Below are 22,008 nucleotides of genomic sequence, written 5' to 3' on the forward strand. Positions count from 1 at the left end.
CCTCCTTTTTCTCCACTAAAAGTAAAAGAAACACCCTCAAAAAATAAGCCAGATTTGGTTTATCTTTGAGAGCGTTTCTTGTTGAAAAAGTTATCTTTTCTTTCTTAACTCATGCTTTCCAAGGAACAGGAAAATAGCGAAAAAGAGTTCAAGTAAAACAAAAAAGAGAACAAAACTATGCATAAAAAATTCTTCCGGTAACACATTGATAATTGGATCAGTTCGAGGATCGAATAACCAATCGTCATTGTTGAAAAATGTTTCGTGAAAAACAATGAAGAATCGATCAAAACCGATTAGCATAAAAAATCCAATAACCACTGGCGCAAGCATCCCAAACTGAAACGGACGTATTAATCGCCAGAAACGTTTATTTTTCCATAACGAATAAACAAATAAGCTACTTGGTATCAACGTGACTAATAACACAGCATAATCAATGAAAAAAAGAACACGAACTTCACGAAAATGGTGTGCGCCACTGGCCGAAACAGGAAAATCTGGCAAACTCAGTACAGATTGAAACGGATTATTCAAGTATTTCATCAATTCATCAAAATTCTGAAGCAACGTTTGCTGATCCAGAGACGTGTACCGCAAAATATGCAAATAATCAATATCAAATACATAGAGCGGTCGAAAATTGATAGTCAAGGCAATCGCTAGACTAATCAAGGTCAGAAATAAGCTAGTCAACCCCAAATACTCAAGCCATTGTCCCTTACGCTTACCCATTTAGAACTGCCACTCATCTAATGAATTTTTGACAAATGTAGCTGGGACTGGTAAATGAGGTACATCTTCTGCCTTGGTAAACCCGGATAGAACGAGCAACGTGTCAATTCCGTTTTGGATACCGGCTTGAATATCTGTTTCATAGTTATCACCAACCATGATTACTTCCTCTTTTTGAAGTCCTAAGATTTCTACTGCCTTATCCATGATGATTGCTTCTGGCTTACCAATATAGATTGGAGTTGTTTGAGTAGCTGTTTCAACGAAGGAAACCACTGAACCTGCACCTGGTAGCAACCCGCGTTCAGTAGGAATATTCTTGTCTGGGTTTGTTCCAATGAACGTTGCCCCTTTTTGAATTGCAAGCGTTGCTGCCACCACTTTTTCGTAGGTTAAATAATTATCTAATCCAACAACAACGTAATCTGGGTTTTCTTCTTCCCATTCAAATCCAGCTTCCAAAATCAGGTCAATTAATCCTGACTCCCCAATAACAAAAACTTTTTTACCTTTTCCATCTGTTTGCATAAAATCAATCGTCGCTAAACTTGCCGTATAAACTGTTTCTGCTGCGACATGAATATCGAATTCATCTGCCAAGCGTTTTGCAACTGTAGCAGGGCTCTTCGTCGTATTATTAGTAACGAATAAAAAGGGTAACTCACGTTGTTGTAATTCTTCGACAAAACGTTTCCCTGCAGGAATCGCTTCTGTTCCACGATAAATCGTTCCGTCTAAATCAATCAAATATCCTTTATAACTCATGCTCACGACTCTTTTCTTTTTCTTATCGTAAAGTTCGCTTTTTCATTTGCTGGCTGCTCTACTGATTCTTTAGCAGCAGTCGCTTTTTTGGGCGTCTCCTTACGTTTTTTAATGACAGGTTTCTTATGACTAGAAGACACTGGACCTTTCTTTTCATCAATGTACGCTGTCTGATTGTAATTTTTTTTCTTTTTGCGACGTTGTGCTGGCTTTTCCTTTTTGTCTCCCCCGCCAATGCGCTCGATAACAAAATAAGCACAACCAAAATTGCAGTATTCATAAAGATAATCTTCTAATGAATCAATCCGCTGATCCGGATGGGCACGTCGATTGTCTGCACGGAAAAATCCTTTCAGGCGAAGCTGTTCATAGCCCCAGTCCCCAACGATATAATCATAACGAGACAACACATCACTGTACCGCTCGCCAAGTTTTTGTGCGTCAAACCCTTCACGGTGATTGGCTACTAGACGAAATTGTCGATCACCAACTAAAAAATTACTATCATCTAAAGGTGTCACAAGTTCCCCTTTGATTTTTTCTGCTTTAGGCTTTTCTTCAACGATTTCTTCTAAAGCAGTCGTTAGTTCATCTGTGACAAGATTTGTTGCTTCACTTTCAGCTGTTGCTAGGGTTGTTTCTTTCGTTTCTTTGTTTGCAACTAGCTGTTGTTTCTTTTCTTTTGGTTTTGCAGACATACTTTCACCACCTATTCCTAGTCATTATACCTTGTTTTTATTTGATTGGGTAGTGAGCTTTCAAGTAATCACCCACAACACTACGAATAAACTCTGGGAACAGAAATTCATTTTCGCCGGCAATCTCAATCGTCGGGAAAAACGGTACAAACATGAAATGGTCAACCGTCGTAAACGAATATCTTTCTTTCTCATTGATTGGTTGATTTTGAAAGAGTACTTGATGATTTACTTCATCGTAGGTAATACCATTGTAAACGATTTGTCCAAATATTTTCCCTCGAAATCCCATCCCATTCATAGGAAAGTTACGTAAGAAGTTGCGATTTTTTTCCATTTCCAAAATTAATCGAATCAAATCTGCTCCTTTAACGGTTACATTCAATAAGTGCATTGGATGTGGTAACGCAGTGTGAAGCTCATCTTGGTCGATAATTCCGACGGGGATATCCGTCAAAAACAAGCCACTATTCAAAATTGCCGCCTTCGTCTTGCCACGTTCTTTGATTGCTTCTAATGCTAGTTGAATAAAGGGTTCTTCACCAAAAACATCCATTGTTAGTGGAAATGGTAGGTCAGCGACCTTTTTAGCTTTTAAAAGTGCGTGCCCTTCTGCCAAATAACTAGCGATTTCTTGCGCATCTTCTGCAAAGACTGTCAATGACTCAGTGGGAATTGCTTGTGCAGAATATTTCACAATTTTTTTATTCTCATCTAACGTCAATTGAACTTCTCCTACATACTGACCATAACGACCAGCTGCGGCTAATTGAACCCCGTTGATCACTTCGCCATTAGGAAATAGATGATGTGTATGTGAACCTAAGATAACATCTATTGCTGGTAATTCTTTTGCAATTTGGATATCATCTTGAATACCCAGATGGCTCATCAACACTAACACATCGACTTTCGGACGTAATTCTTCCACCATTTCCGGTAATATATCATACGGATTTCGGATATCCCAACCGTTTGGACTATACGTTAAAGGAAAAGGTGCCGTAAATGCCAGCAAACCGATTTTTGTCTGCTGCTTCGTTTCGATAATCTTGTATGGCTTCGCCCATGCTGGTGGCTGCAATGTTTTTTTGTCAAATAAATTTGCTAATAAAACATCAAAATTAGCTTCATCATATAGATGATTCAAATCATGTTTTGAATTTCCAACACCTTCATTGTTTCCAATCGTTGCGGCATCGTAACCAATTTCATTCATCAGTAAGACATTGGCTTGACCATTCGTTGCTTCCGATAAGGGATGCCAACGGTCAACGAAATCTCCTAGGTCCACTGTAACAGTCGTTGTCTGTACTTTCTTTTCACTTTCACGTTTTCGTTGCTCTAAAAAGCGTCTGATTCTGGGCCAGTTTTCCAGATGTGAATGGAGATCATTTGTGTGTAATAACATTATTTTTTCCATCTTCTCGCCTCTCTTCTCGACCATCATACCACAGAGCTATTTTTTCCTTCCAATAATGATCCTGAGTATTATTTACTTCAAAAAAATAGAATAAAAAAATCATTTATGGTTTCTTTAAGCTAACCTAGTTATTATTAAGTCATTCCCAAAACATTCATTTTTTTCATTCTTTACCTCCAACCTTGCCAGCCTCATTTTTTCTATTGAGGCTGGTCTTGTTGACAAAAAAAGCGTGCCTTTGACTTCAAAAGAAGCTATTGGCACACATTCATTCCTAATATTTAGTTGGTTCACTTATTTTTTGGGCAAAAAAAAACAGGTATAGCATTCCTGTTCATCAATCAGCTATTTTTTATATTCAGACACATGGCGGAGCCTACTTAGTGCTGCTTCCTTCCGGATCTGACACGCTTCATAAGCCCACCATTGTCCTAGCCTTTCGGCAAGAAATAGTATACCGCATTTTTTCCATTCTGACTAGCTTTTTTTCGATTTCTTTTTTTTCGTACGCAACTGACGGAAGAATGTTGCCAAAATTCCTCCACATTCCTCTTCCAAAATACCCCCTTCAACGGTGGCTTGATGATTGAAGCGTTCATCCGTCAATAAATTCATCAACGTTCCAGCAGTTCCACCTTTTGGATCATAAGCACCAAAATAAACTTCTTTGACACGTGACAAAATCATCGCACCACTGCACATTGGACAAGGCTCTAGTGTTACAAATAACTGTGCTTCTTCTAAACGCCAGCTACCAACAGCTGCACAAGCTTCTTTAATTGCAAGCATCTCTGCATGGGTTGTGGCATCTTGCGTTGTTTCTCGTAGATTATGCCCCCTACCAATTACTTGATTATCTAAAATCACCACTGCACCAATTGGGACCTCAGCTAACCGTTCTGCTTTTTTAGCTTCTTCAAGAGCGAGGCGCATCCATTTTTCTTTTTCTTGTTGCGATAACTGTTCTTCGTTCAACAAATTCCCTCACTTTTTTCTCGATTATTTTTCTTCAGCATAACTTTACCATATAAAAAAAAACTTGTAACTAGCTTGTCCTTTTGATGAGGTTTTTTTATGGTAAAATAGCGGTGAGGTGAAGCACATGAATCAAGCACAATTACTAGAATTATATCCAAATGCTCAACTTAAAGAATTTCCTTCCGCATCACCATCGATTCTTTCTTTAGCTACTGGTGACGCCTTTCTTTGGTTTGAAAAAAAATCGTTAGCTCCATCTGAAATCAGTCTTTTGAAAGCGTTATTCCCAATGGCTACCAATCCAAAAAACCATCCTTGGTACCATTATTTATTCGAACAACAATCATTAACATTGGATCGTTCCTATCGAATCATCCAGTTACATGTATCAGCAAAGGATGACTTTTTGCAAAAGGAATGGCAAGAAACGTTACTAGCGATGTTTTATGAACCTGCAGATTTCTTTTTCTATAGCCAACAAGATGCACTACTGATTGAGCCTAAAGGGAAAAATTTTCTTCCAGTTTCAGAACTAAATGGTATTTTTCAATCATTAGATATTGACTTTGAAATTACAACAAATGTTTTTGTCGGCGCTTTTCATGCACCTTCGCAAGATTTTGGAACATTGTTTGCTGAAGAACGAAAAATTTTTCTTACAGAAAAACGCTCCCCACAAAACAGTCAAGCTGTGTTTTCTCTACAAGATGTTGCCCTGCACTACTTTACAACAGAGGGGATCAAAGAGAATTTACTTATCCAAAATTATCAGCTCTTGCTTGAAGAAATGGATATGGAAGAAATCATCTTAGCGTTGTGGAATCATTTGGGCAATATCAGCTCCGCTGCCAAAACTCTTTTTCTTCATCGTAACACGTTGAAATATCGGATAGAAAAGTTTCAGGAAGCAACTGGCTTTAATTTAAAGCAAGCAAATGATCTTCTTTTTTGTTATCTTCTAATCATCCAAATGTCTCCTACCAAAAAAAATAATTAAAAAAAGTGAGCGTTGCGACTAGCCTGACTAGTCCAACACTCACTTTTTTTGCTGTGCTTTTTTAACACAAAAAATTACATAATTTTATCAACTAAAGTCATCAAACGCTCACGCAAATCATCCGTTGAATCTTTTAGCGTGTCACCATAAACAGAGATTTTCTTGCGGCCTTTTTTGATTTTTTCTAAAACACCCATCAAAGAGTCCAAATCACTATCCGATAAGTCATCGACTAATCCTAATAGCTTTTCATTTCCGTCAAACTTATCATTAACAAATTTTTTGACTTTGCAACGATTAGACATATGACGAATTTTTTCCACCACTTTACCTGACACAACTGCTGTAGTTGCTACACCAGCAGCAGCCATGATACCTAAACCGATTGTTACTTTTGTTGATGTTTTCATAAGTCTTCAGCTCCTTTTTATCTACTTCTATCATAGCATAGACAAAAAAATAAACGAACTATTTCACTCGACTCATGAAGCACCATTACTTAGCTGCAACTAAGCGAATATCAGTTAGAACTTCTGGTAAGTCCTCATCTAGTTCGGCCAACTTACTCCAGATTGCTGTCATTGTTTCATAAAACTCACGAGAATTTTCGTCAGAATTTAAACTCCCCAAAATATTCAGCCACAAAAGTTCAACTAGATAAACTTCACTAACTCTAGTATGTTCATTTAGATGAGTCTTAAAACTTAGCTTGAATAAAGCTGCTAAGTCTAGATCAGACTGGAAGACGATTCCACGAACGCTTTCGTTCACTGCAAAAAATTCTTTCAATAAGTGGACGATACTAAAAAAGTCCGTCATTTGATACGTGTCTAAATATTTTTCAAAGCTCTTTTTGATTTCATCAATAATTGTTTCTTTTAACACACCAATGGAATCAAAATGTGCATAAATCGGATATGTCGAACAGCCACAATAAGCTGCTAATTTTCTAGCAGTAATCGAATGCAACCCAAACTCTTCTGCATAGACCATACTTTTAAATAGTAAATATTCTTTACTAAAATTGGTTACTCTACCCATTTCTTTCACCCTCTTCATTTGATTTTATGATTCACAGTAATATTTTTCTCTAACGATTCTTTGCCAATATCCTGCGTAACTTTATGTAGGGGGAAAGCGTATAGAAAAAGTTATGATTTCTTATGATAAATATAACAGCAATCATCCGATAAAATAGTAGCTGATATCCTGCGTAATAGACCTGTGACTAGGAATGATTTGGTCGCACATAGCCAATGGATTATTCATCTCAAGCTTAGCTATACTGTTATATTTTGTATGTCTAAAAGAAATTTCATTACTTTTTTCTAACTTGACAAAACGCGCTTGGACATAAACAATAGAATAAACAACTAAATAATAACTTTAAAATAACAAGTTATATTATAAAGGTCTAATACCCTGTGAGAATAACATAGTATGAAAACACTTACCACTCACACTTTATGACCTATCCTGTACATATTTAGGAGGAAAGGAGTTTCGAAATGTTAGTTGATGCAAAAAAAAAGGAACTACTTGTTCTGTATGAGATTATCCAAAGCGATACTTGTTCCTTACAAGATCTTTCAAATAAACTCGTGATTCCCAAACGGACGGTGAAAGACTTGATACGAAAACTTAACCAAGCGATTAGTCAGTTACTTGAATTTCACTCTTTTATTTATTCGACTCATAAAGGAGAGATTCAGATCAATGAACACTATGAAAAAACAAAAATGCAGGTATTCTATTACTTGAAGTTAATCTTTTTACGCGAATCCCAGCGTTTTAATTACTTATTACTTTTGATGGACAGCCCTGACGCTTCAGTTGCCAAGGAAGAGTTGACCCAAAAATTATATATTTCTTCTTCTTACTTAGAAAAATTAACTACGCGAATCAATAAGGATTTAAAAAAATTCAATCTACAAATTATTTCTTCCAATAATTGTTATACCTTATCTGGAGATGAATTATTGATTCGAATCTATATATACATATTTCTATCGGATGCCTTTCAAGGACCTGAATGGCCATTTACAACAATTGATTTAGCAACAGTGAAGCAGGAAATTACTCTGTCAGATGCATTCCAGCTTCCCTTTCATTCCGAGACAGAGCAAAAAAATATTTATTTACTCTATGCGGTGTTTAAACTTCGAATCAAGCAGGCTTCTTTCTTAGAACCACTCGAAAATGATATTCAGCAATTACTGAAGCTACTCTTTCACACCTGTGATTTAACCGGTTCGTTTAAACAAAACATGCCTGTGGAGCTACCCGAAAAACATACGGAGAACGAAGTGTTTGTGCTCAATTTTATGATTCTTTGTTTCTTCCCAAGTTGGGTCCACGTCCAACAGAAATTGACCATTGGTAAGTGTTTTATGCAAACAGATCATGTTTTTTGTCAATTCACACAAAAACTAACTGTTCAATTAGCCAAGCATTTTCCAACCATTGATACAACTGAAAAAATTGCCTTCTATCACTACTTCATCACGCTTGCGTTCACTTTTGTTTCATTGTTAGGGGAATCAATCATTGAATTTCATACGCTCTATTTCCCCACTGTAACAGAAACGGTGTCGGCAGATGACTCGCAAGTGCAATTAATTCTCACAGAGATCAACGCTCTTTGCCCAGCCAAGTTGCGTTCAGTTCACGTCGCTCACTATTTGGGTTCACTGATCTATCAATTGATTCGTTCTGAAACAGATACACAACTGTTGATTCATTTAAAAATGACGAAGACCTTAACTGGCAATTATCATCTGAAAAATCGTTTGGAAAAGTTATTCAATCACGAAACGGTTCTTCTTACCTTTTCACCAGAAAAAGCGGACTTGATCGTTACTGATTGGTTTGAAGCAGCACAACAAGCCATCCCTTCTTTTTATTGGAATCTAACAAATGAAGAAGTCAGTTGGCAAAAACTTGTCTTACTTATCCAAACACTCTATGACAAAAAAACACAGATCAACACGACGCAAAACTTGTTACCTGCGCCAAACAATCACCAAAAAGAAGCACCGGCATTTATCAACTGACAAAAGCCGGTGCTTCTTTTTATTCTTACTTATTGCTTTGCTGTTTATCCTTTAGTCTCGACGGTTGTTTCCGCCAAACAACAAAATCAAGCGGAGTAATTGTAGGAAAGTTGCTAGTGCTGCTGCGACATAAGTTAATGCTGCAGCAAACAAGACGTGACGCGCCATTGGCACTTCATCTTCAGTCAACAAACCGCCCTCACTTAATATCTGTAACGCACGTCTTGACGCATTGAATTCAACTGGCAGTGTCACTAATTGGAATAACAACGCCAATGAAAAAGCAAAAATCCCGATATTAATCAACGTGTAATTCCAACTAAACAAAACGCCGACCATAATCAATGGCAACGAAATTGCAGAGCCAAAATTAGCTACTGGAACCAATGCTGCACGAATTTTTAACGGTGCATAACCAACAGCATCTTGGACTGCGTGTCCGCATTCATGGGCTGCCACACCAATTGCAGCAACTGAAGTCGATTGCGCTGTTGCTTGTGATAAGCTTAGCATTTTATTTCCAGAATTATAATTATCTGTTAGATTCCCAGCGATTGGTTGGACACCTACGTTTTGGATGTTTTGACTGCTCAAAATATATTGGGCAGCTTGTGTTCCTGTCACATTATTTTTGCTACGGATTTTATCATATTTCTTGAATGTGCTATTGACATATGCCGAAGCAATACCTGAAATGGCTAACCCGATGATGACCAAGATAAACGTTGGATCAAGTAGATTATAGATCCCGTACATTTAAGCTCACTCCTTTTCATTTTCTTTATTCTACCATGAGAAGAGAGAAAAAAATGTGAAGAGACTTTGAAGCTTTTAGTTTTTCTTAACGAACTCAGATTTCAACTTCATTGGACCAAAGCCATCAACTTTGCAATCAATATTGTGGTCGCCTTCAACTAAACGAATATTTTTGACTTTTGTTCCTTGCTTAATTGCACCAGAAGCACCTTTGACTTTTAAATCTTTGATGACTGTTACACTGTCACCTTCTGCCAAACGATTCCCATTTGCATCAAGCACAACAAGTTCTTCTTCCACGTTCTCGGTTTGTTCGGCGCTCCATTCATGACCGCATTCTGGACAAATAAATAATCCTCTGTCTTCATAAGTATACTCAGACCCACAAGTTGGGCAATTTGGTAATGTCATCTTCTTTCTCCTTTAAAATCTATTATTGAGCATCATTGTAACGAAAAAAAGTTACTTTGAAAAGAGTGCTTGTGAATTTTGTACAAAAAAGAGCAAAGAAAATGACTGATGTGCTGTAATTCTCCCAAAAGTCGCTTTTCTTTACTCACTTATTACCTTTTTCGATTATTTTTGTTGGTAATCCTGACACAAAGTTTGAATTTCTTGATAGATTTCTTCTACTTCACGTAAATCTTTTGCATTTGCACCACTTGCTAGTGGATGTCCGCCTCCGTGATGACGCTTTGCTAGCTCATTGATTACAGGACCTTTTGAACGCAAACGAACACGGTAATGTCCTTCTGGTTGTTGAACAAAGATTCCCCAAGCCAAGACTTCATCTATGACACCAGGCAAAGCAACGATTGCTGCGGTTTCAGAATCATCAATCCCGTAGTCAGCCAACAATTCCTTTGATAAAAGCACGCGACCAGCACCGTTATGGTCAACATCAAGATGTTGGTATAAATATCCTGAAAGTTTGGCAACTTTCATTGGCATTTGCTCTAATTCACGATTTAATTGACCAGCATCAAATGGATAGCTCATTAAGACAGCGGCAATTTCTAATGTTCGTGGAGTTGTTGCCGGATATAAAAATCTTCCCGTATCGCCAACAATCCCACCATAGAGTAAGCGGGCTGCAGTTGCGTTGATCGTTAGTTCATCTGGAAACATCAAAGCAAATGAAGCAATCATTTCGCTACAGCTGCTTGCCTTCGTGTCTACCCAAACGAGGTCACCATAAGGCTCATCGTTTGGATGGTGGTCAATTTTAATCAACTGATCGCCTAATGGATAACGGTCATCACTGATTCGTGGCGAATTCGCTGTGTCCGTTACAATGACTAATGCCCCTTGATAAAGTGCATCATCAATTGATTGCATTTCTGCTAAAAAACGAAGTCCTTCAACAGTTTCACCTACCTGATAAATTTCTTTTGTTGGAAAACTTTCTCGCAAAATCTCCGCCAACCCGACCTGTGAACCAATTGCATCTGGGTCGGGGCGTTGGTGGCGATGAATGATAATTCGTTTTGCTGCCTGAATTGCTGTTAAAATTTCTTGTTGGATCGTTAGTTCCGTTGTGTTTCTCATGTCTTCCCTGCTTTCTAAGAACGTTCCATTACTTGGCAAACAACAATTGCTTTTGCCACAATAATATTTTCAATGTACACTTCAATATCTAGTTTTGCTGAACGACGCCCGATTTCTAGCACACGTGGTTGAATATCTAATTCACTCTCTAACTGGATTAAGCGTAAGTAATGAAGGTTCATTTGTTCAATCAAAATATTACGTCGTTGGTTCAACAACATCGTTTTTTGGGCGACATCTGAAATAATCTCACTTAATACCCCAAATGAAATCGTCCCTACGCCGTTAACCATTTGTGGTGTTACTGTAAATTTGAATTTGGGATTGTCCAGACGACTTCCTTCACGATCGGTTTCAATCGTTTGGATATCCCCCGAAATTTGATCCGAAATCGTATCAGCAATTTGTGGTTGACGCTGAACCAGCTGCATAGCCTTCATCACATCTTGACGCGTAATGACACCTTCTAATGTCAAATCATCTGAGACTACGGGCATCACTTCAAGTCCATCCCAAATCATTTGATGGCTTACCGAAGCAACACTCATCGTTTTCTTGACACTAATTGGCTCTTTCGTCATTACTCGTTCAATGAGCTGATTTTCAGATTTCCCTAAAATGTCCTTGGCTGTCACGATTCCCATCAACCGTTGGTGGCGATTAACAACTGGAAAGCGTGAATGCTGGGTTTCTTCTGACAATCGTTGAAAATCAGCAACGGTTTCCGTTGGCAAAAGATGATATGTTTTTTCTGCTGGCATATAAATGTCGCTGACTAACATAATATCTTTTTTGATTAATTGGTCACTTAGCGCACGGTTAATCATGGTTGCAACAGTAAAGGTATCATAAGTTGTCCGCAAAATCGGCATTGCTAGCTCGTCTGCTAATTGAGAAATCTCTGGTGTTGTTTCAAATCCCCCAGTAATCAACACAGCTGCACCATCTTCTAGTGCTAACTTTTGGACATCCGTTCGATTTCCCACAATCATTAGCGAACCAGGAGTGATATAGCGTTCCATCGCATGCTTCGTCATTGCACCAATCACAAACTTGTTGAGATCTTTATCTAACCCAGCTGCGCCCCCTAACACATCTCCTTCAATAATTCGGACAACTTCACCAAAGGTCAAACGTTCAATATGCTTCTTTAATTTTCGCTCGATCCGAATCGTTCCAACACGCTGGATGGTTGATACTAAGCCAATATTTTCAGCATCTTTGATTGCTCGATAAGCTGTACCTTCACTGACATTCAGTTCCTTCGCAATACTCCGCACAGAAATCCGATTGCCCACTGGTAAACTTTCGATATATTCTAAAATCAAATCATGTTTTGTCGCCATTTTTCCCCTACACTTCCAGCGTATCTGATACGCTCATTATTTTTCCGACATTTGCTGGTAATAAATCAAGAAACACTTGCGGATCTTGCTCGATTACCGGAAAAGTATTGTAATGGATTGGTACAACTTGTTTTGCACCAATTCGTTTGGCTGCGCGCGCTGCATCCTCTGGGCCCATCGTGTAAATATCACCGATCGGTAAGAAAGCAACATCAATAGCAAATTGTTCTGCCAGTAAAGCTAGGTCACTAAAGTCAGCTGTATCACCAGCGTGGTAAATCGTTTTTCCTTCTGCTTGAAGAATGATTCCACTAGCTTCTCCCATATATTGAATGATTCCATTGACCTCATAACTTGAACTATGTTGCGCAGGAACCAGTTTTACTTCACCAAAAGGAAACGCATGCTTACCGCCAAGATTCATCCCAAATGCGTTCACACCTCTTGTTTGGGCATAGTCGGCAATTTCAACGATACTGATAATTGTCGCTTGGTTTTTTTGTGCAATTGGAATCATATCTCCAATATGGTCGCTATGACCGTGGGTTACTAAAATCCAATCTGTCTGCACTTCATCAACTGTTAAATCCGTTAATTTGTTTCCAGTAATAAACGGATCAATCAACAAACGTTGCTTGTTTTCCATCTCAATCGAAAGACAAGAATGACCATGATAAGTAATTTTCATTTCTTCACTCCTCACAGATTTTTGGTTTGTGTACCTAAAAAGAATAAAACGATTTCAACCTCATTGCTTCAATGAAACAAACCGCTTTCCTCACTTATTTTTTTTGAAATTTTAGTACAGTATGTTCTTTTTTATTGTAACAGATAATACAGAATTCACCAAGCAGACCTCTTCTTATTTTTTTAGAAAAAAACAGAGATTCTTGGCTAAAATTCCAAGAATCTCTGTCTCTTCTTCCAAAATAATGGGTAATTTGTTCTCGTAAACAATCTTAGCAAATCAGAAAAGGGTGGCACAAATGCTTTGTCATACCTTCTGTTCCTGAATAAATGGTGTTCCCAAAGCAACTCCTCGAAATAATTCATGACTGCTCATAAATATGAAAAGCTATTTTTACCAGTTATTCTTTATTTTTTCAAAGTTGAACGCTTGGAGCCACAACCTTTTTCCACGGTGTTCCCAAAACAACTCCTCCAGATAGTTTACATTCACTTCAAAATATGGAAAGCTATTTTGAGTGATTGCTCACTATCTTGTCGGAGTTAAGCGTTTTGCGCCACAACCTTTTTCCACACATCTTTTTGATCACTGGAGTTTACGAGCCTTTGATCAAATCTGCATAGGTCGGTTCGACAATTGCATCCAAATCTGTCCGCGCTAATAAAATTCCTCGACCTAATTCCCCACTAGAAATCAAAAGTTTGGACTGTTTTTTTAAAGAATGATCAAACACAAAAAGATCTTCTGGATGTTGAAGTTTAATACCAATCGGTGTATTTGCACCATGTACATACCCAGTGTGTGCAAAAACAAAATCCATATCAGGTAATCCTACCTTATGATTTTTTGTAATTTCTCGTGTTTTTTTATAATCAAGGCGTGCATCCAGTGGCACTAAAGCAATAATAATGCCGGTCTTGTCCCCTTTTAATACTAGATTTTTGCAAACGAGATCAGCCGACAAACCTTTCGCGGCTAATGCAGATAAAAAGTCTGTTTCCTCGACACTTGCTAAATCAATAACTTCAAACGGAATCGCCTGTTCTTCTAGATATTGTTCTACTCTGGTTTTAGTCATACATCATCAATTCCTTCCATGATTATTATTCTAACGGATTTATTCTCTGACATAAGAAAAAAGTAGAAGACCACCAAACTGGGGAAATCTTCTACCTTTTTGCTTGTTTAGAACGAAAAATCTCTAGCGCTTATTTTTTACCACGTCGTTGTGTTGCCTCCATAATGACTGGTAAAATCACTGGACGACGTTTTGTTTGTTCGAATAAGTAACGGCTCAATTGATCGCGGATGTCTTGTTTTAATTTGCTCCACTCAAAATCATCACTTTCCAAGTGTTTATTGACGATTTCTTCAATCATCACCGTACATTCTTTCATCAAATCACGACTGGCTTTAACATAAACAAACCCTCGCGAAGTAATCTGTGGTTTTGAAACGATTTTCTTTTCTCGACGACTGATTGTAACGACAGCCACAAAAATCCCATCTTCAGATAAAATTTTGCGATCGCGTAACACGATATTCCCAATGTCACCAACACCAAGTCCATCAATCATTACGTTTTCAGCACTAGTTGTACCAGCAACGCTCATTCGTTTATTTTTATATTCTAAAATGTCACCACGACCAGTGATGTAGATGTTTTTGTAAGGAATGCCAACAGCATGTGCCAAGTCCGCATGTGCTGCTAATTCACGATATTCCCCTTGAACAGGGATAAAGTAAGTTGGACGCATGAAGTTTAACATTAATTGCAAGTCATTCGGATTTGCATGACCAGAAACACGCATGTTTTCTGAAATCAGCTTCACTGTTCCGCCAGCGCGATAAATCATATCTTCCGTTTTTGCAACCATTGTTTCCATTGCTGTACTTGGTGTAGTCGTAATGTAAACTAAGTCGCCTTCTTCGATTTTCAGATTGCGATGTGTGCCATTCGCCATTTTTTGTAATGACTTGATTGGTTCACCCATTCGACCTGTTTCAAGAATGATTAATTCTTCTGGTTCATAGTTTTTCATTTCTTTTAAGGTTACCAATAAATCTTCACTTGGTAATTGAACTTTTTCCAAACGCATAGCTGTCCGGATGATTCGTTCAAAATCTTGACCAGTCAAAACAACTTTTCGATTTGCTTTGGCTGCAGCATTCAACACTTGTTGCACTCGTTGTAAGTTACTTGCCACGCAAGCAACGATGATTCGGCCTTCCCAGTACTTGATTGTATCGAAAACTTCATCTGCGATTTGCAATTCAGAAGCAACAGGTGCTGGGTTTTCAGCATTCGCTGATTCACTAAGAAGTGCTAGGACGCCTTCCTTACCAATCTCTGCCAAGCGTGCATAATCTGTTTGATACATCGGGATAGCCGTTTGGTCAAATTTAAAATCACCTGTATACACAATATTTCCTTCTGGCGTTTTCAAATTGATTCCGACAGAATCGGGAATCGAATGTGTTGTGCGGAAAAAACTAACGATTGTTTCACCAAAATCAATCTCAGTGTGTTCATCCACAACATGGAAATCTTTGAACCCCTTTGCCTCTTCATTGCGACTAACACTTATTTTCGCTAATTCGATCGTTAACTCTGTCCCAAAAACTGGAACAGCTAATTTAGATAAGAAATAAGGCAACGCGCCAATAGCATCAGCATGTCCGTGTGTCAAAAACACACCAGCCACTCGATCCACATTTTCTTCTAAATATGTGAAGTCAGGAATAACGACATCAATCCCCAAAAGTTCATTTTCTGGATATTTCAATCCACAGTCTAATACAAAAATATCTTCTCCAACTTCTGCGACATACATATTTTTCCCATTTTCGCGGACACCGCCTAATGGAATAATTTTAATGGTACTCACAAATTTCACCTCTTCTATGACATCACTTTCAAATGATGCCAATTCTCTACTTATATTAATTACTAATCTATTTAACTACTAATTTATTAACGAATTACTTTATTGCTGACTGATTCATTGCAGTAAATAATCAAAAATAAAACTATTTTTTTGATTGCTTATACAAAAGTCAACGAGACTCTAAAGGCAATCCTTACATAGAACTGTTGCTTTCCTATCTATTCTTTTGCCATTATTCATCTTGTTCGTTTTGGATAAGTGTTTCTCGCTTTACAATGAATCTTTCCTTAAGCAATAACTGATTGCATCCAAGCCAAATAATTTAGCTGTCGCTATCATTATACAACAAAATCAGCAAATCGCTAGCATCTACAATTTGTTTCCTACAGCCTTCTAAAAAAGTCCTAGACCTTTTTCTTTTCATTCAACACAATCAAAGACAGGAAAGACTTGAATGGACCAGCACCTGCAATTTTCGCTCTTACTGATTTTTTGCCACTTGCTCGAAACATACTTGTTACATTTTAGCACATTTTGAGCTATAACTATAGCTTGTTTTTATTCCGATTGATTTCCTTTGATTTTCTTTCCTCGTCATTAAGGTTCATTTAAGTTAGACCTTTTACAATTTGGCAATGCAACACTATAGGAGGGATTGAAAACAATGAATTTTATCAAACGCGCACTAAAAAGTACCAAGGTGAAATGGGGGCGTTCGCTCCTTTTATTCGCCGTTTTTACAGCTATTCTAGTCTTTGTTCTCGCGGGTCTAACCATTCGCAGTGCAGCAGAACAAGCCGCTAGCGAAGCACAAAAAGAAGTCGGAGCAACCGTCACACTAAGTGCTAATCGCGAGGCAAGTTTCCAAAAACCAGCTGAAACAGCAACTAGCGAAACAGATTCAGATGGGACAACCCAAGAAAGAATTGACCCGGGAAGCTTTTCATTAACACCTGTTTCATTAGAAGATGCGCAAAAAATTGCTGATTTAGCAGATGTTAAGAGCTACTCTTTTGAAAGTTCCGCTTCTGCATTAGCAAGTGATGGGATCACAGCCATTTCAAGTTCTGATTCAACAGATAGTTCTGCAGAATCAACCGATGCAAATCAGCCAATGGGAGGCGGCATGCCTGGTGGTGGTCAAATGACACAAGCCGACTTTCAAGTCACTGGTGTTTTAGCTTCCGCACAAAACAGTACTTTTTCAAGTGGAACAGCCACGATTACTGATGGTGAAGGAATTGATGAAAGCGATAAAGATACGAATCAGGTTTTGATTGAACAAACATTAGCAACTGCCAATGATTTAGCTGTTGGTGATACATTTACGATTACTAGTTCTGAGGACGAAGAAACGACTTATGAACTGACCGTAAAAGGAATCTATGAATCTAGTGCAAGCAGTAATAGTATGGGCATGCAATTCAGTATGATGAATCCCTCAAATACTTTGTATACTTCTTACACATTAGCCAATGAATTAAATGGCACAGCCGAAGACAATACAATTGATTCTGCTGTCTATACGCTAGCCGACCCAGAAAACATGGATGATTTTTTAGCAAAAGCAAAAAAACTAATTGATACAGATACTTTCAGCTTGCAATCAAATGATGCGGCTTACCAATCAATGTTAGAACCTTTGAACAATGTCGCAAGTTTTTCCAAAAATGTGGTCTTGTTAGTTGCTGTTGCCGGCATTATTATCTTGACTTTGATCATCATGATCACCATCCGTGAACGTCGTCATGAACTTGGTGTCTTACTTTCATTAGGCGAATCTCGAATCAAAATCATTTTACAATTATTCACTGAAGTAGCTTTATGTATGATTTTAGCCCTAGGTGTGGCAGCAGTTAGCGGAAACGTAGTTGCCAATGTGGTTGGGCAACAACTGCTAGAGCAACAAACAAGCTCTGATCAAAACACACAAACCAATGATGCAAAATCTCAGCGACCAGACGGTGAAAATCCTGGTGGACGCGGTGGGCAAATGGGTGCACCTGGTGGCAACAGTAATCCATTCGCTGTTTCCGATGAAGTCAGCGAACTTTCTATCAATGTAACGCCAACGCAAATCGGTTTCCTTGCCTTAGTTGCTTTAGGAATCAGCTTACTTTCCGTTTGCTTAGCTTCGATCGGAATCTTGCGTTTGAATCCACGAAAAATTTTATTGAATTAAAGGAGGTACACACATGTTACGAACAGAAAACTTAGGATTTTGGTATCAAAATCCAGCAGATGCACTTTATCAAGCTGTGGCTTTAACTTTTGAAACAGGCAAAATGTATGCAATTTTAGGGGCGAGTGGTTCCGGAAAAACAACGTTTCTTTCATTGATTTCTGGTTTAGACAATCCTAAAGAAGGCACAGTGTATTATGAAGATCGACCCTTAGCAAAAATTGGTCTGCGAAATTATCGCAAAAATGACGTTTCGATTATTTTTCAAGCATACAACTTGCTTCCTTACCTTTCTGCAGTCGATAACGTTGTGGCAGCCATGGAAATTTCTCAAACAAAACAAAAAAATCGGCGCCAAATCGCACTTGAACACTTAGCACGAGTTGCCATTGATGAACAAATGGCTCAAAAAAAAGTAACATTACTCTCCGGTGGACAACAGCAGCGAGTAGCTATCGTTCGCGCAATCTGTTGTGATCATCAGTTGATTGTCGCTGATGAACCCACTGGAAATCTGGATGAAACAACGTCTCAAGAAATCGTTCAGTTGTTCCAAGAAATCGCACATGAACAAAATCGTTGCATCATCCTTGTTACTCATGAATTAGAAGTCGCCAAAAAATGTGATGAAGTTTATGAGTTAAAAAACAAAGAATTCACTCGTAAAATGCTCTCTTTTGATCACGAATAATGAAACCAAAAAAGCTGTGACAAACGTATTGTCGCAGCCTTTTTTTGAATAGACGATGTTCCCAAAATATGAAAAGCTATTTTTGAAAAACTTTCTTATTGCTTGAAGCTAATCGCTTTGCGCCACAACCTCTACCTACGGTGTTTCCAAAGCAGCTTCTTCGGCAATAAGCTCTCTTTTCAGAAAAATATGGGAGACTATTTTTAGAAAAACTTTCTTATTGCTTGAAGCTAATCGCTTTGCGCCACAACCTCTACCCACGGTGTTCCCAAAGCAGCTTCTTCGGCAATAAGCTCTCTTTTCAGAAAAATATGGGAGACTATTTTTAGAAAAACTTTCTTATTGCTTGAAGCTAATCGCTTTGCGCCACAACCTCTACCCACGGTGTTCCCAAAACAACTCCTTGATATAGCTTGCAAGCACTGCAAAATATGAAAATCTATTTTGAGTGCTTGCGTGCTATCTTGTCGGAGCTAAGCGTTTTGAGCCACAACCTTTTTTAAATTTCCCTAAATCCGCCTCTAGTCCCAAGTTTTCTCAAGCACCTTGTAGTAAACTAAGTGAAATCATTGAATTACTTATTCAATTCATTTTTAACAACTTTTGGAGGTCAACATGAAAAAAACTAAACCAAAAACATGGACACTGCTTGCCACAACTTTAATCACAGGTCAGGTCCTTTTAAGTACACCGTTAGCTTTTGCTCAAGACACAACAACAAGTGAAACCGTTGCGACTACTTCAACAACAAGTCAAGAAACGAGTCAATCAAACAGCCAATCAGAAAAAATTCAAATCAATGCTGTTGCACTTGGCAACGCATTAACAAAAGAGCAACAAGACTATACCTTGAATAAATTAGGAATCAAAGGTGAAACACCAATTTACACAACCAACGGAACTGATCTAATGAACTATATTCCTGATGGTGGCTTTAATCAAGAATGGGCAGTCTACAGTTCGGTTCGTATGCAAACCTTGGCAGATGGAAAAGGAATCAACGTTGACATTGCCACACCCGAAAATATTACCAAAATTACCGCAGCACAATATCAAAATGCTGCTTTGACAGCTGGAATCACGGATGCTCAGCTAACGATTGCCTCTGCTGTTCCAATCGACGGTTCTGGTGCACTAGCCGGTGTCTACAAAATCGTCGAAGAGTCTGGCGGAATCATCAACAAAGACCGCGTAGAAGTTGCGCAAGATGAGATGAATGTTCTTTCTTCAATCACCGAAGAAAACAAGGACAAAGAAGGCTACTCTGATGAGGCCTTGAATGCAGCACAAGAACAAGCCAAAGCAGAATTAGCAACTAAAACCAAAGACGGCCAGCAACTAACCAAAGAGGAAATTCAGCAAACTGTCGAAACAGCTTTAAAGGATCACGGACTTGCAGACATTCTGACGACAGATCAAGTCAGTGAATTAACTTCACTCATGAGCGATATGAAAGACAAAAATATTTTTGAAGACTTCGTGAATGAACTAGACTTAACTGAAACTAAAAAACAAATTGAAGAGAAATCTAAAGGACTCTGGGCACAAATCAAAAACTTTTTCAGTGGCCTGTGGGACTCAATTACAAGCATGTTTGAATAATAAAAACAAAAGGATGGAACAAAACGCAATGACGTTTTGCTCCATCCTTTATTTTTTAGTCTAAGGTATCAAAAGTAATGACCTATTTATCTTTTTTTGAAAGCTTATCTTTGACATCTTCAAAGCCTTCTTTGATATCGTCACCAAGGTCACGAACTTTTTCTTTGATATCTGCACCTAAAGATTGTGCTTTACCTTCAACCTCTTTTGATTTATCACCAGTTGCTTTACCATAAGCTTCTTTACCTTCACCGACTACTTTGTCCTTCAAGTCTTCTGAACGTCCTTTTAAATCTGCCATGATGCTTCCTCCTTGATAAATAATGATTAATGTTTGTTCTATTTATAGAGTAACATCAACCAATTATTCAGACAAATAGAACACCTCAGTCCATTATTTTTTCATTAACGAAGTTGTTCAAATGTTCCCCACACCTTGACTTCTTTTTCTTGGACCATTACTTTTCCCTTGGCGATCACTGTATCAATTGCCAGTGTGTCTGCATCAAGTAAACATAAATCAGCATCATTTCCGACTTTGATTTGTCCTTTTTTAGCTAGCTTCAGCACACGTGCCGGATTAGAAGTGATTGCTCTTAGTGCGATTTCCAACGGAATATTCTCTTTCTCGACTGCTTCTTTGATTCCAACCAATAATGCGCGGGCACTTCCAATACCCATTCCTAAGAAATGATTATTTTCATCAAAGTAAGGTAAGCTTCCTTGACCATCCGAAGTCATCGTAAAGTTATCTAGAGAAACACCTTCTTCAATCACTCGCTTTAAAGCTTGACTAAACCGAATTTCGCCATCGGTTTTTTCCCAAAAATCAGGATCTTCACTTGCGGTAAAATCAATCGTTCCCCCTTGCTTAGCAAACGCTAAACAAGCTTCAAATAAATCTGCTGTTCGATTCGCATGCGTTGGCCAAAATTGTGTAATTGGAATTTCAGTTTCTTCCACAACACGTGTCAACAATTCCAGTTTTCTTGAACCACCACCTAAGTGGACGTTGGTAATTCCTGCTTTGCCAGACAACATACCGCCAACGCGTGCATCTGCAACTGCTCGAGAAAATTCTTCAAATGTTGGTTGGGAAGAACGGTGATCAGAAACCGCAATTTCTCCAATTCCAATTACTTTATCAACTACTAGAAAATCTTTGATCAATGAATCTGTTATCGTTTTGACTGGCAAACGATACGAACCTTCATAAACATATGTCGTGATTCCCTCTGCTTCCAGTCCTCGTGCTTTACTAATCAACGCAGTCATATCACGTCCTTGACCATCAGTTCCCAAACATCCAACGACTGTCGTCACGCCAGCACTAGTTAACTGACTAAGAGTTACTTCCGGCGTCCGATTTTGAAAACCACCTTCACCGCCACCACCTAAAATATGAAAGTGACCATCAATAAAACCTGGAGTCAAGATTTTCCCTTGACCATCAATTTCTTCTAGCTCAACTTCTGCAAAATCACCAGTCAATTGTTCTTCCATGGCAATGATTTCATTTCCTGAAAGTAAAACATCCATTACGCCTAAATAATCTGGTGCATAAACTTGTGCCTGTCGAATAATTTTCATGATTTTCCTCCATTTCTTTTAAAAAAAGGATGAACGAAGCTCAGCTAGCTGACCTGTCCATCCCTTCA

21 protein-coding genes and 1 other RNA gene are annotated in these 22,008 nt (G+C 38.3%); 5 read left to right on the forward strand and 17 right to left on the reverse strand.

What is annotated here, in order from left to right:
- Positions 1-90: 90 nt before the first annotated feature.
- The 6 genes from IGJ93_RS09915 to tadA all read right to left on the reverse strand — a co-directional run bounded on the left by IGJ93_RS09915 (position 91) and on the right by tadA (position 4,599).
- Positions 91-735 (reverse strand): TIGR01906 family membrane protein, encoded by a 645-nt coding sequence (locus IGJ93_RS09915; RefSeq protein ID WP_067482462.1) that lies wholly within the window; start codon positions 733-735, stop codon positions 91-93.
- Positions 736-1,500, reverse strand: a complete 765-nt coding sequence (locus IGJ93_RS09920) for a TIGR01457 family HAD-type hydrolase (RefSeq protein WP_067482464.1) — start codon at positions 1,498-1,500, stop codon at positions 736-738.
- A gap of 2 nt (positions 1,501-1,502) precedes the next feature.
- Entirely contained in the window at positions 1,503-2,198 is a 696-nt protein-coding gene (locus IGJ93_RS09925; protein ID WP_075491292.1) for a YutD family protein, read from the reverse strand.
- A 37-nt stretch (positions 2,199-2,235) separates the two neighbouring features.
- Positions 2,236-3,621: a bifunctional metallophosphatase/5'-nucleotidase gene (locus IGJ93_RS09930; protein WP_075491293.1), complete on the reverse strand. Its 1,386-nt coding sequence runs from the start codon at positions 3,619-3,621 to the stop codon at positions 2,236-2,238.
- A 352-nt stretch (positions 3,622-3,973) separates the two neighbouring features.
- An RNA gene (ffs, locus tag IGJ93_RS09935) (signal recognition particle sRNA small type) lies at positions 3,974-4,058 on the reverse strand.
- A 40-nt stretch (positions 4,059-4,098) separates the two neighbouring features.
- On the reverse strand, positions 4,099-4,599 hold the full coding sequence (gene tadA, locus IGJ93_RS09940) for a tRNA adenosine(34) deaminase TadA (RefSeq protein WP_430596932.1): 501 nt from the start codon (positions 4,597-4,599) through the stop codon (positions 4,099-4,101).
- Between the two features lie 124 nt (positions 4,600-4,723).
- Here tadA and IGJ93_RS09945 point away from each other — a divergent pair, with 124 nt between their 5' ends.
- Positions 4,724-5,596 carry a helix-turn-helix domain-containing protein gene (locus IGJ93_RS09945; protein WP_071868889.1) on the forward strand — a complete coding sequence of 291 codons (873 nt, stop codon included), beginning with the start codon at positions 4,724-4,726 and terminating at the stop codon, positions 5,594-5,596.
- 74 nt (positions 5,597-5,670) lie between these two features.
- On the opposite strand, the gene IGJ93_RS09950 is transcribed toward IGJ93_RS09945, so the two are convergent.
- Complete coding sequence (locus tag IGJ93_RS09950) at positions 5,671-6,006, reverse strand: hypothetical protein (protein WP_067482472.1); 336 nt, start codon at positions 6,004-6,006, stop codon at positions 5,671-5,673.
- Positions 6,007-6,091: 85 nt separating this feature from the next.
- A complete protein-coding gene (locus IGJ93_RS09955) occupies positions 6,092-6,637 on the reverse strand; it encodes a TetR/AcrR family transcriptional regulator (protein WP_067482473.1) in 546 nt (181 codons plus the stop codon).
- Between the two features lie 467 nt (positions 6,638-7,104).
- Here IGJ93_RS09955 and IGJ93_RS09960 point away from each other — a divergent pair, with 467 nt between their 5' ends.
- Positions 7,105-8,649, forward strand: a complete 1,545-nt coding sequence (locus tag IGJ93_RS09960; RefSeq protein ID WP_095803768.1) for a helix-turn-helix domain-containing protein — start codon at positions 7,105-7,107, stop codon at positions 8,647-8,649.
- A 51-nt stretch (positions 8,650-8,700) separates the two neighbouring features.
- Here the strand turns inward: IGJ93_RS09960 and IGJ93_RS09965 are convergent, their stop codons facing one another.
- The 7 genes from IGJ93_RS09965 to IGJ93_RS09995 all read right to left on the reverse strand — a co-directional run bounded on the left by IGJ93_RS09965 (position 8,701) and on the right by IGJ93_RS09995 (position 15,875).
- Positions 8,701-9,405 carry a zinc metallopeptidase gene (locus tag IGJ93_RS09965; RefSeq protein ID WP_067482477.1) on the reverse strand — a complete coding sequence of 235 codons (705 nt, stop codon included), beginning with the start codon at positions 9,403-9,405 and terminating at the stop codon, positions 8,701-8,703.
- A 75-nt stretch (positions 9,406-9,480) separates the two neighbouring features.
- The gene (locus tag IGJ93_RS09970) at positions 9,481-9,816 is read right to left on the reverse strand and encodes a zinc ribbon domain-containing protein YjdM (protein WP_067482479.1); all 336 of its coding nucleotides are present in this window, start codon (positions 9,814-9,816) and stop codon (positions 9,481-9,483) included.
- 165 nt (positions 9,817-9,981) lie between these two features.
- Complete coding sequence (locus tag IGJ93_RS09975) at positions 9,982-10,953, reverse strand: DHH family phosphoesterase (protein WP_075491295.1); 972 nt, start codon at positions 10,951-10,953, stop codon at positions 9,982-9,984.
- Between the two features lie 14 nt (positions 10,954-10,967).
- Positions 10,968-12,299, reverse strand: a complete 1,332-nt coding sequence (locus tag IGJ93_RS09980; protein WP_067482483.1) for a DRTGG domain-containing protein — start codon at positions 12,297-12,299, stop codon at positions 10,968-10,970.
- A 7-nt stretch (positions 12,300-12,306) separates the two neighbouring features.
- Positions 12,307-12,987, reverse strand: a complete 681-nt coding sequence (locus IGJ93_RS09985) for a metal-dependent hydrolase (protein WP_430596933.1) — start codon at positions 12,985-12,987, stop codon at positions 12,307-12,309.
- A gap of 595 nt (positions 12,988-13,582) precedes the next feature.
- The gene (locus tag IGJ93_RS09990) at positions 13,583-14,065 is read right to left on the reverse strand and encodes a YbaK/EbsC family protein (RefSeq protein WP_430596934.1); all 483 of its coding nucleotides are present in this window, start codon (positions 14,063-14,065) and stop codon (positions 13,583-13,585) included.
- Positions 14,066-14,195: 130 nt separating this feature from the next.
- Entirely contained in the window at positions 14,196-15,875 is a 1,680-nt protein-coding gene (locus tag IGJ93_RS09995) for a ribonuclease J (protein ID WP_067482489.1), read from the reverse strand.
- 664 nt (positions 15,876-16,539) lie between these two features.
- Here IGJ93_RS09995 and IGJ93_RS10000 point away from each other — a divergent pair.
- The 3 genes from IGJ93_RS10000 (at position 16,540) to IGJ93_RS10010 (ending at position 20,350) form a co-directional block, all read left to right on the forward strand.
- Positions 16,540-18,057: an ABC transporter permease gene (locus IGJ93_RS10000; protein WP_411372661.1), complete on the forward strand. Its 1,518-nt coding sequence runs from the start codon at positions 16,540-16,542 to the stop codon at positions 18,055-18,057.
- A gap of 13 nt (positions 18,058-18,070) precedes the next feature.
- On the forward strand, positions 18,071-18,748 hold the full coding sequence (locus IGJ93_RS10005; RefSeq protein ID WP_430596935.1) for an ABC transporter ATP-binding protein: 678 nt from the start codon (positions 18,071-18,073) through the stop codon (positions 18,746-18,748).
- 615 nt (positions 18,749-19,363) lie between these two features.
- Positions 19,364-20,350, forward strand: coding sequence for a DUF1002 domain-containing protein (locus tag IGJ93_RS10010; RefSeq protein WP_086270758.1), 987 nt, complete (start codon positions 19,364-19,366; stop codon positions 20,348-20,350).
- Positions 20,351-20,432: 82 nt separating this feature from the next.
- On the opposite strand, the gene IGJ93_RS10015 is transcribed toward IGJ93_RS10010, so the two are convergent.
- Both IGJ93_RS10015 and iadA read right to left on the reverse strand, forming a co-directional pair.
- Positions 20,433-20,651, reverse strand: a complete 219-nt coding sequence (locus IGJ93_RS10015) for a CsbD family protein (RefSeq protein WP_067482497.1) — start codon at positions 20,649-20,651, stop codon at positions 20,433-20,435.
- A gap of 104 nt (positions 20,652-20,755) precedes the next feature.
- A complete protein-coding gene (gene iadA / locus IGJ93_RS10020; protein WP_067482499.1) occupies positions 20,756-21,940 on the reverse strand; it encodes a beta-aspartyl-peptidase in 1,185 nt (394 codons plus the stop codon).
- Positions 21,941-22,008: the final 68 nt, after the last annotated feature.

This window comes from Enterococcus sp. DIV0174 (assembly GCF_050529065.1).
Lineage (GTDB): Bacteria > Bacillota > Bacilli > Lactobacillales > Enterococcaceae > Enterococcus_B > Enterococcus_B thailandicus.

Excerpts from the sequence above, each read along its gene's own strand:
- IGJ93_RS09915 (WP_067482462.1), bottom strand. The coding sequence starts at position 735 with ATGGGTAAGCGTAAGGGACAATGGCTTGAGTATTTGGGGTTGACTAGC.
- IGJ93_RS09920 (WP_067482464.1), bottom strand. The coding sequence starts at position 1,500 with ATGAGTTATAAAGGATATTTGATTGATTTAGACGGAACGATTTATCGT.
- IGJ93_RS09925 (WP_075491292.1), bottom strand. The coding sequence starts at position 2,198 with ATGTCTGCAAAACCAAAAGAAAAGAAACAACAGCTAGTTGCAAACAAA.
- IGJ93_RS09930 (WP_075491293.1), bottom strand. The coding sequence starts at position 3,621 with ATGGAAAAAATAATGTTATTACACACAAATGATCTCCATTCACATCTG.
- IGJ93_RS09945 (WP_071868889.1), top strand. The coding sequence starts at position 4,724 with ATGAATCAAGCACAATTACTAGAATTATATCCAAATGCTCAACTTAAA.
- IGJ93_RS09950 (WP_067482472.1), bottom strand. The coding sequence starts at position 6,006 with ATGAAAACATCAACAAAAGTAACAATCGGTTTAGGTATCATGGCTGCT.
- IGJ93_RS09955 (WP_067482473.1), bottom strand. The coding sequence starts at position 6,637 with ATGGGTAGAGTAACCAATTTTAGTAAAGAATATTTACTATTTAAAAGT.
- IGJ93_RS09960 (WP_095803768.1), top strand. The coding sequence starts at position 7,105 with ATGTTAGTTGATGCAAAAAAAAAGGAACTACTTGTTCTGTATGAGATT.
- IGJ93_RS09965 (WP_067482477.1), bottom strand. The coding sequence starts at position 9,405 with ATGTACGGGATCTATAATCTACTTGATCCAACGTTTATCTTGGTCATC.
- IGJ93_RS09970 (WP_067482479.1), bottom strand. The coding sequence starts at position 9,816 with ATGACATTACCAAATTGCCCAACTTGTGGGTCTGAGTATACTTATGAA.
- IGJ93_RS09975 (WP_075491295.1), bottom strand. The coding sequence starts at position 10,953 with ATGAGAAACACAACGGAACTAACGATCCAACAAGAAATTTTAACAGCA.
- IGJ93_RS09980 (WP_067482483.1), bottom strand. The coding sequence starts at position 12,299 with ATGGCGACAAAACATGATTTGATTTTAGAATATATCGAAAGTTTACCA.
- IGJ93_RS09985 (WP_430596933.1), bottom strand. The coding sequence starts at position 12,987 with ATGAAAATTACTTATCATGGTCATTCTTGTCTTTCGATTGAGATGGAA.
- IGJ93_RS09990 (WP_430596934.1), bottom strand. The coding sequence starts at position 14,065 with ATGACTAAAACCAGAGTAGAACAATATCTAGAAGAACAGGCGATTCCG.
- IGJ93_RS10000 (WP_411372661.1), top strand. The coding sequence starts at position 16,540 with ATGAATTTTATCAAACGCGCACTAAAAAGTACCAAGGTGAAATGGGGG.
- IGJ93_RS10005 (WP_430596935.1), top strand. The coding sequence starts at position 18,071 with ATGTTACGAACAGAAAACTTAGGATTTTGGTATCAAAATCCAGCAGAT.
- IGJ93_RS10010 (WP_086270758.1), top strand. The coding sequence starts at position 19,364 with ATGAAAAAAACTAAACCAAAAACATGGACACTGCTTGCCACAACTTTA.
- IGJ93_RS10015 (WP_067482497.1), bottom strand. The coding sequence starts at position 20,651 with ATGGCAGATTTAAAAGGACGTTCAGAAGACTTGAAGGACAAAGTAGTC.
- iadA (WP_067482499.1), bottom strand. The coding sequence starts at position 21,940 with ATGAAAATTATTCGACAGGCACAAGTTTATGCACCAGATTATTTAGGC.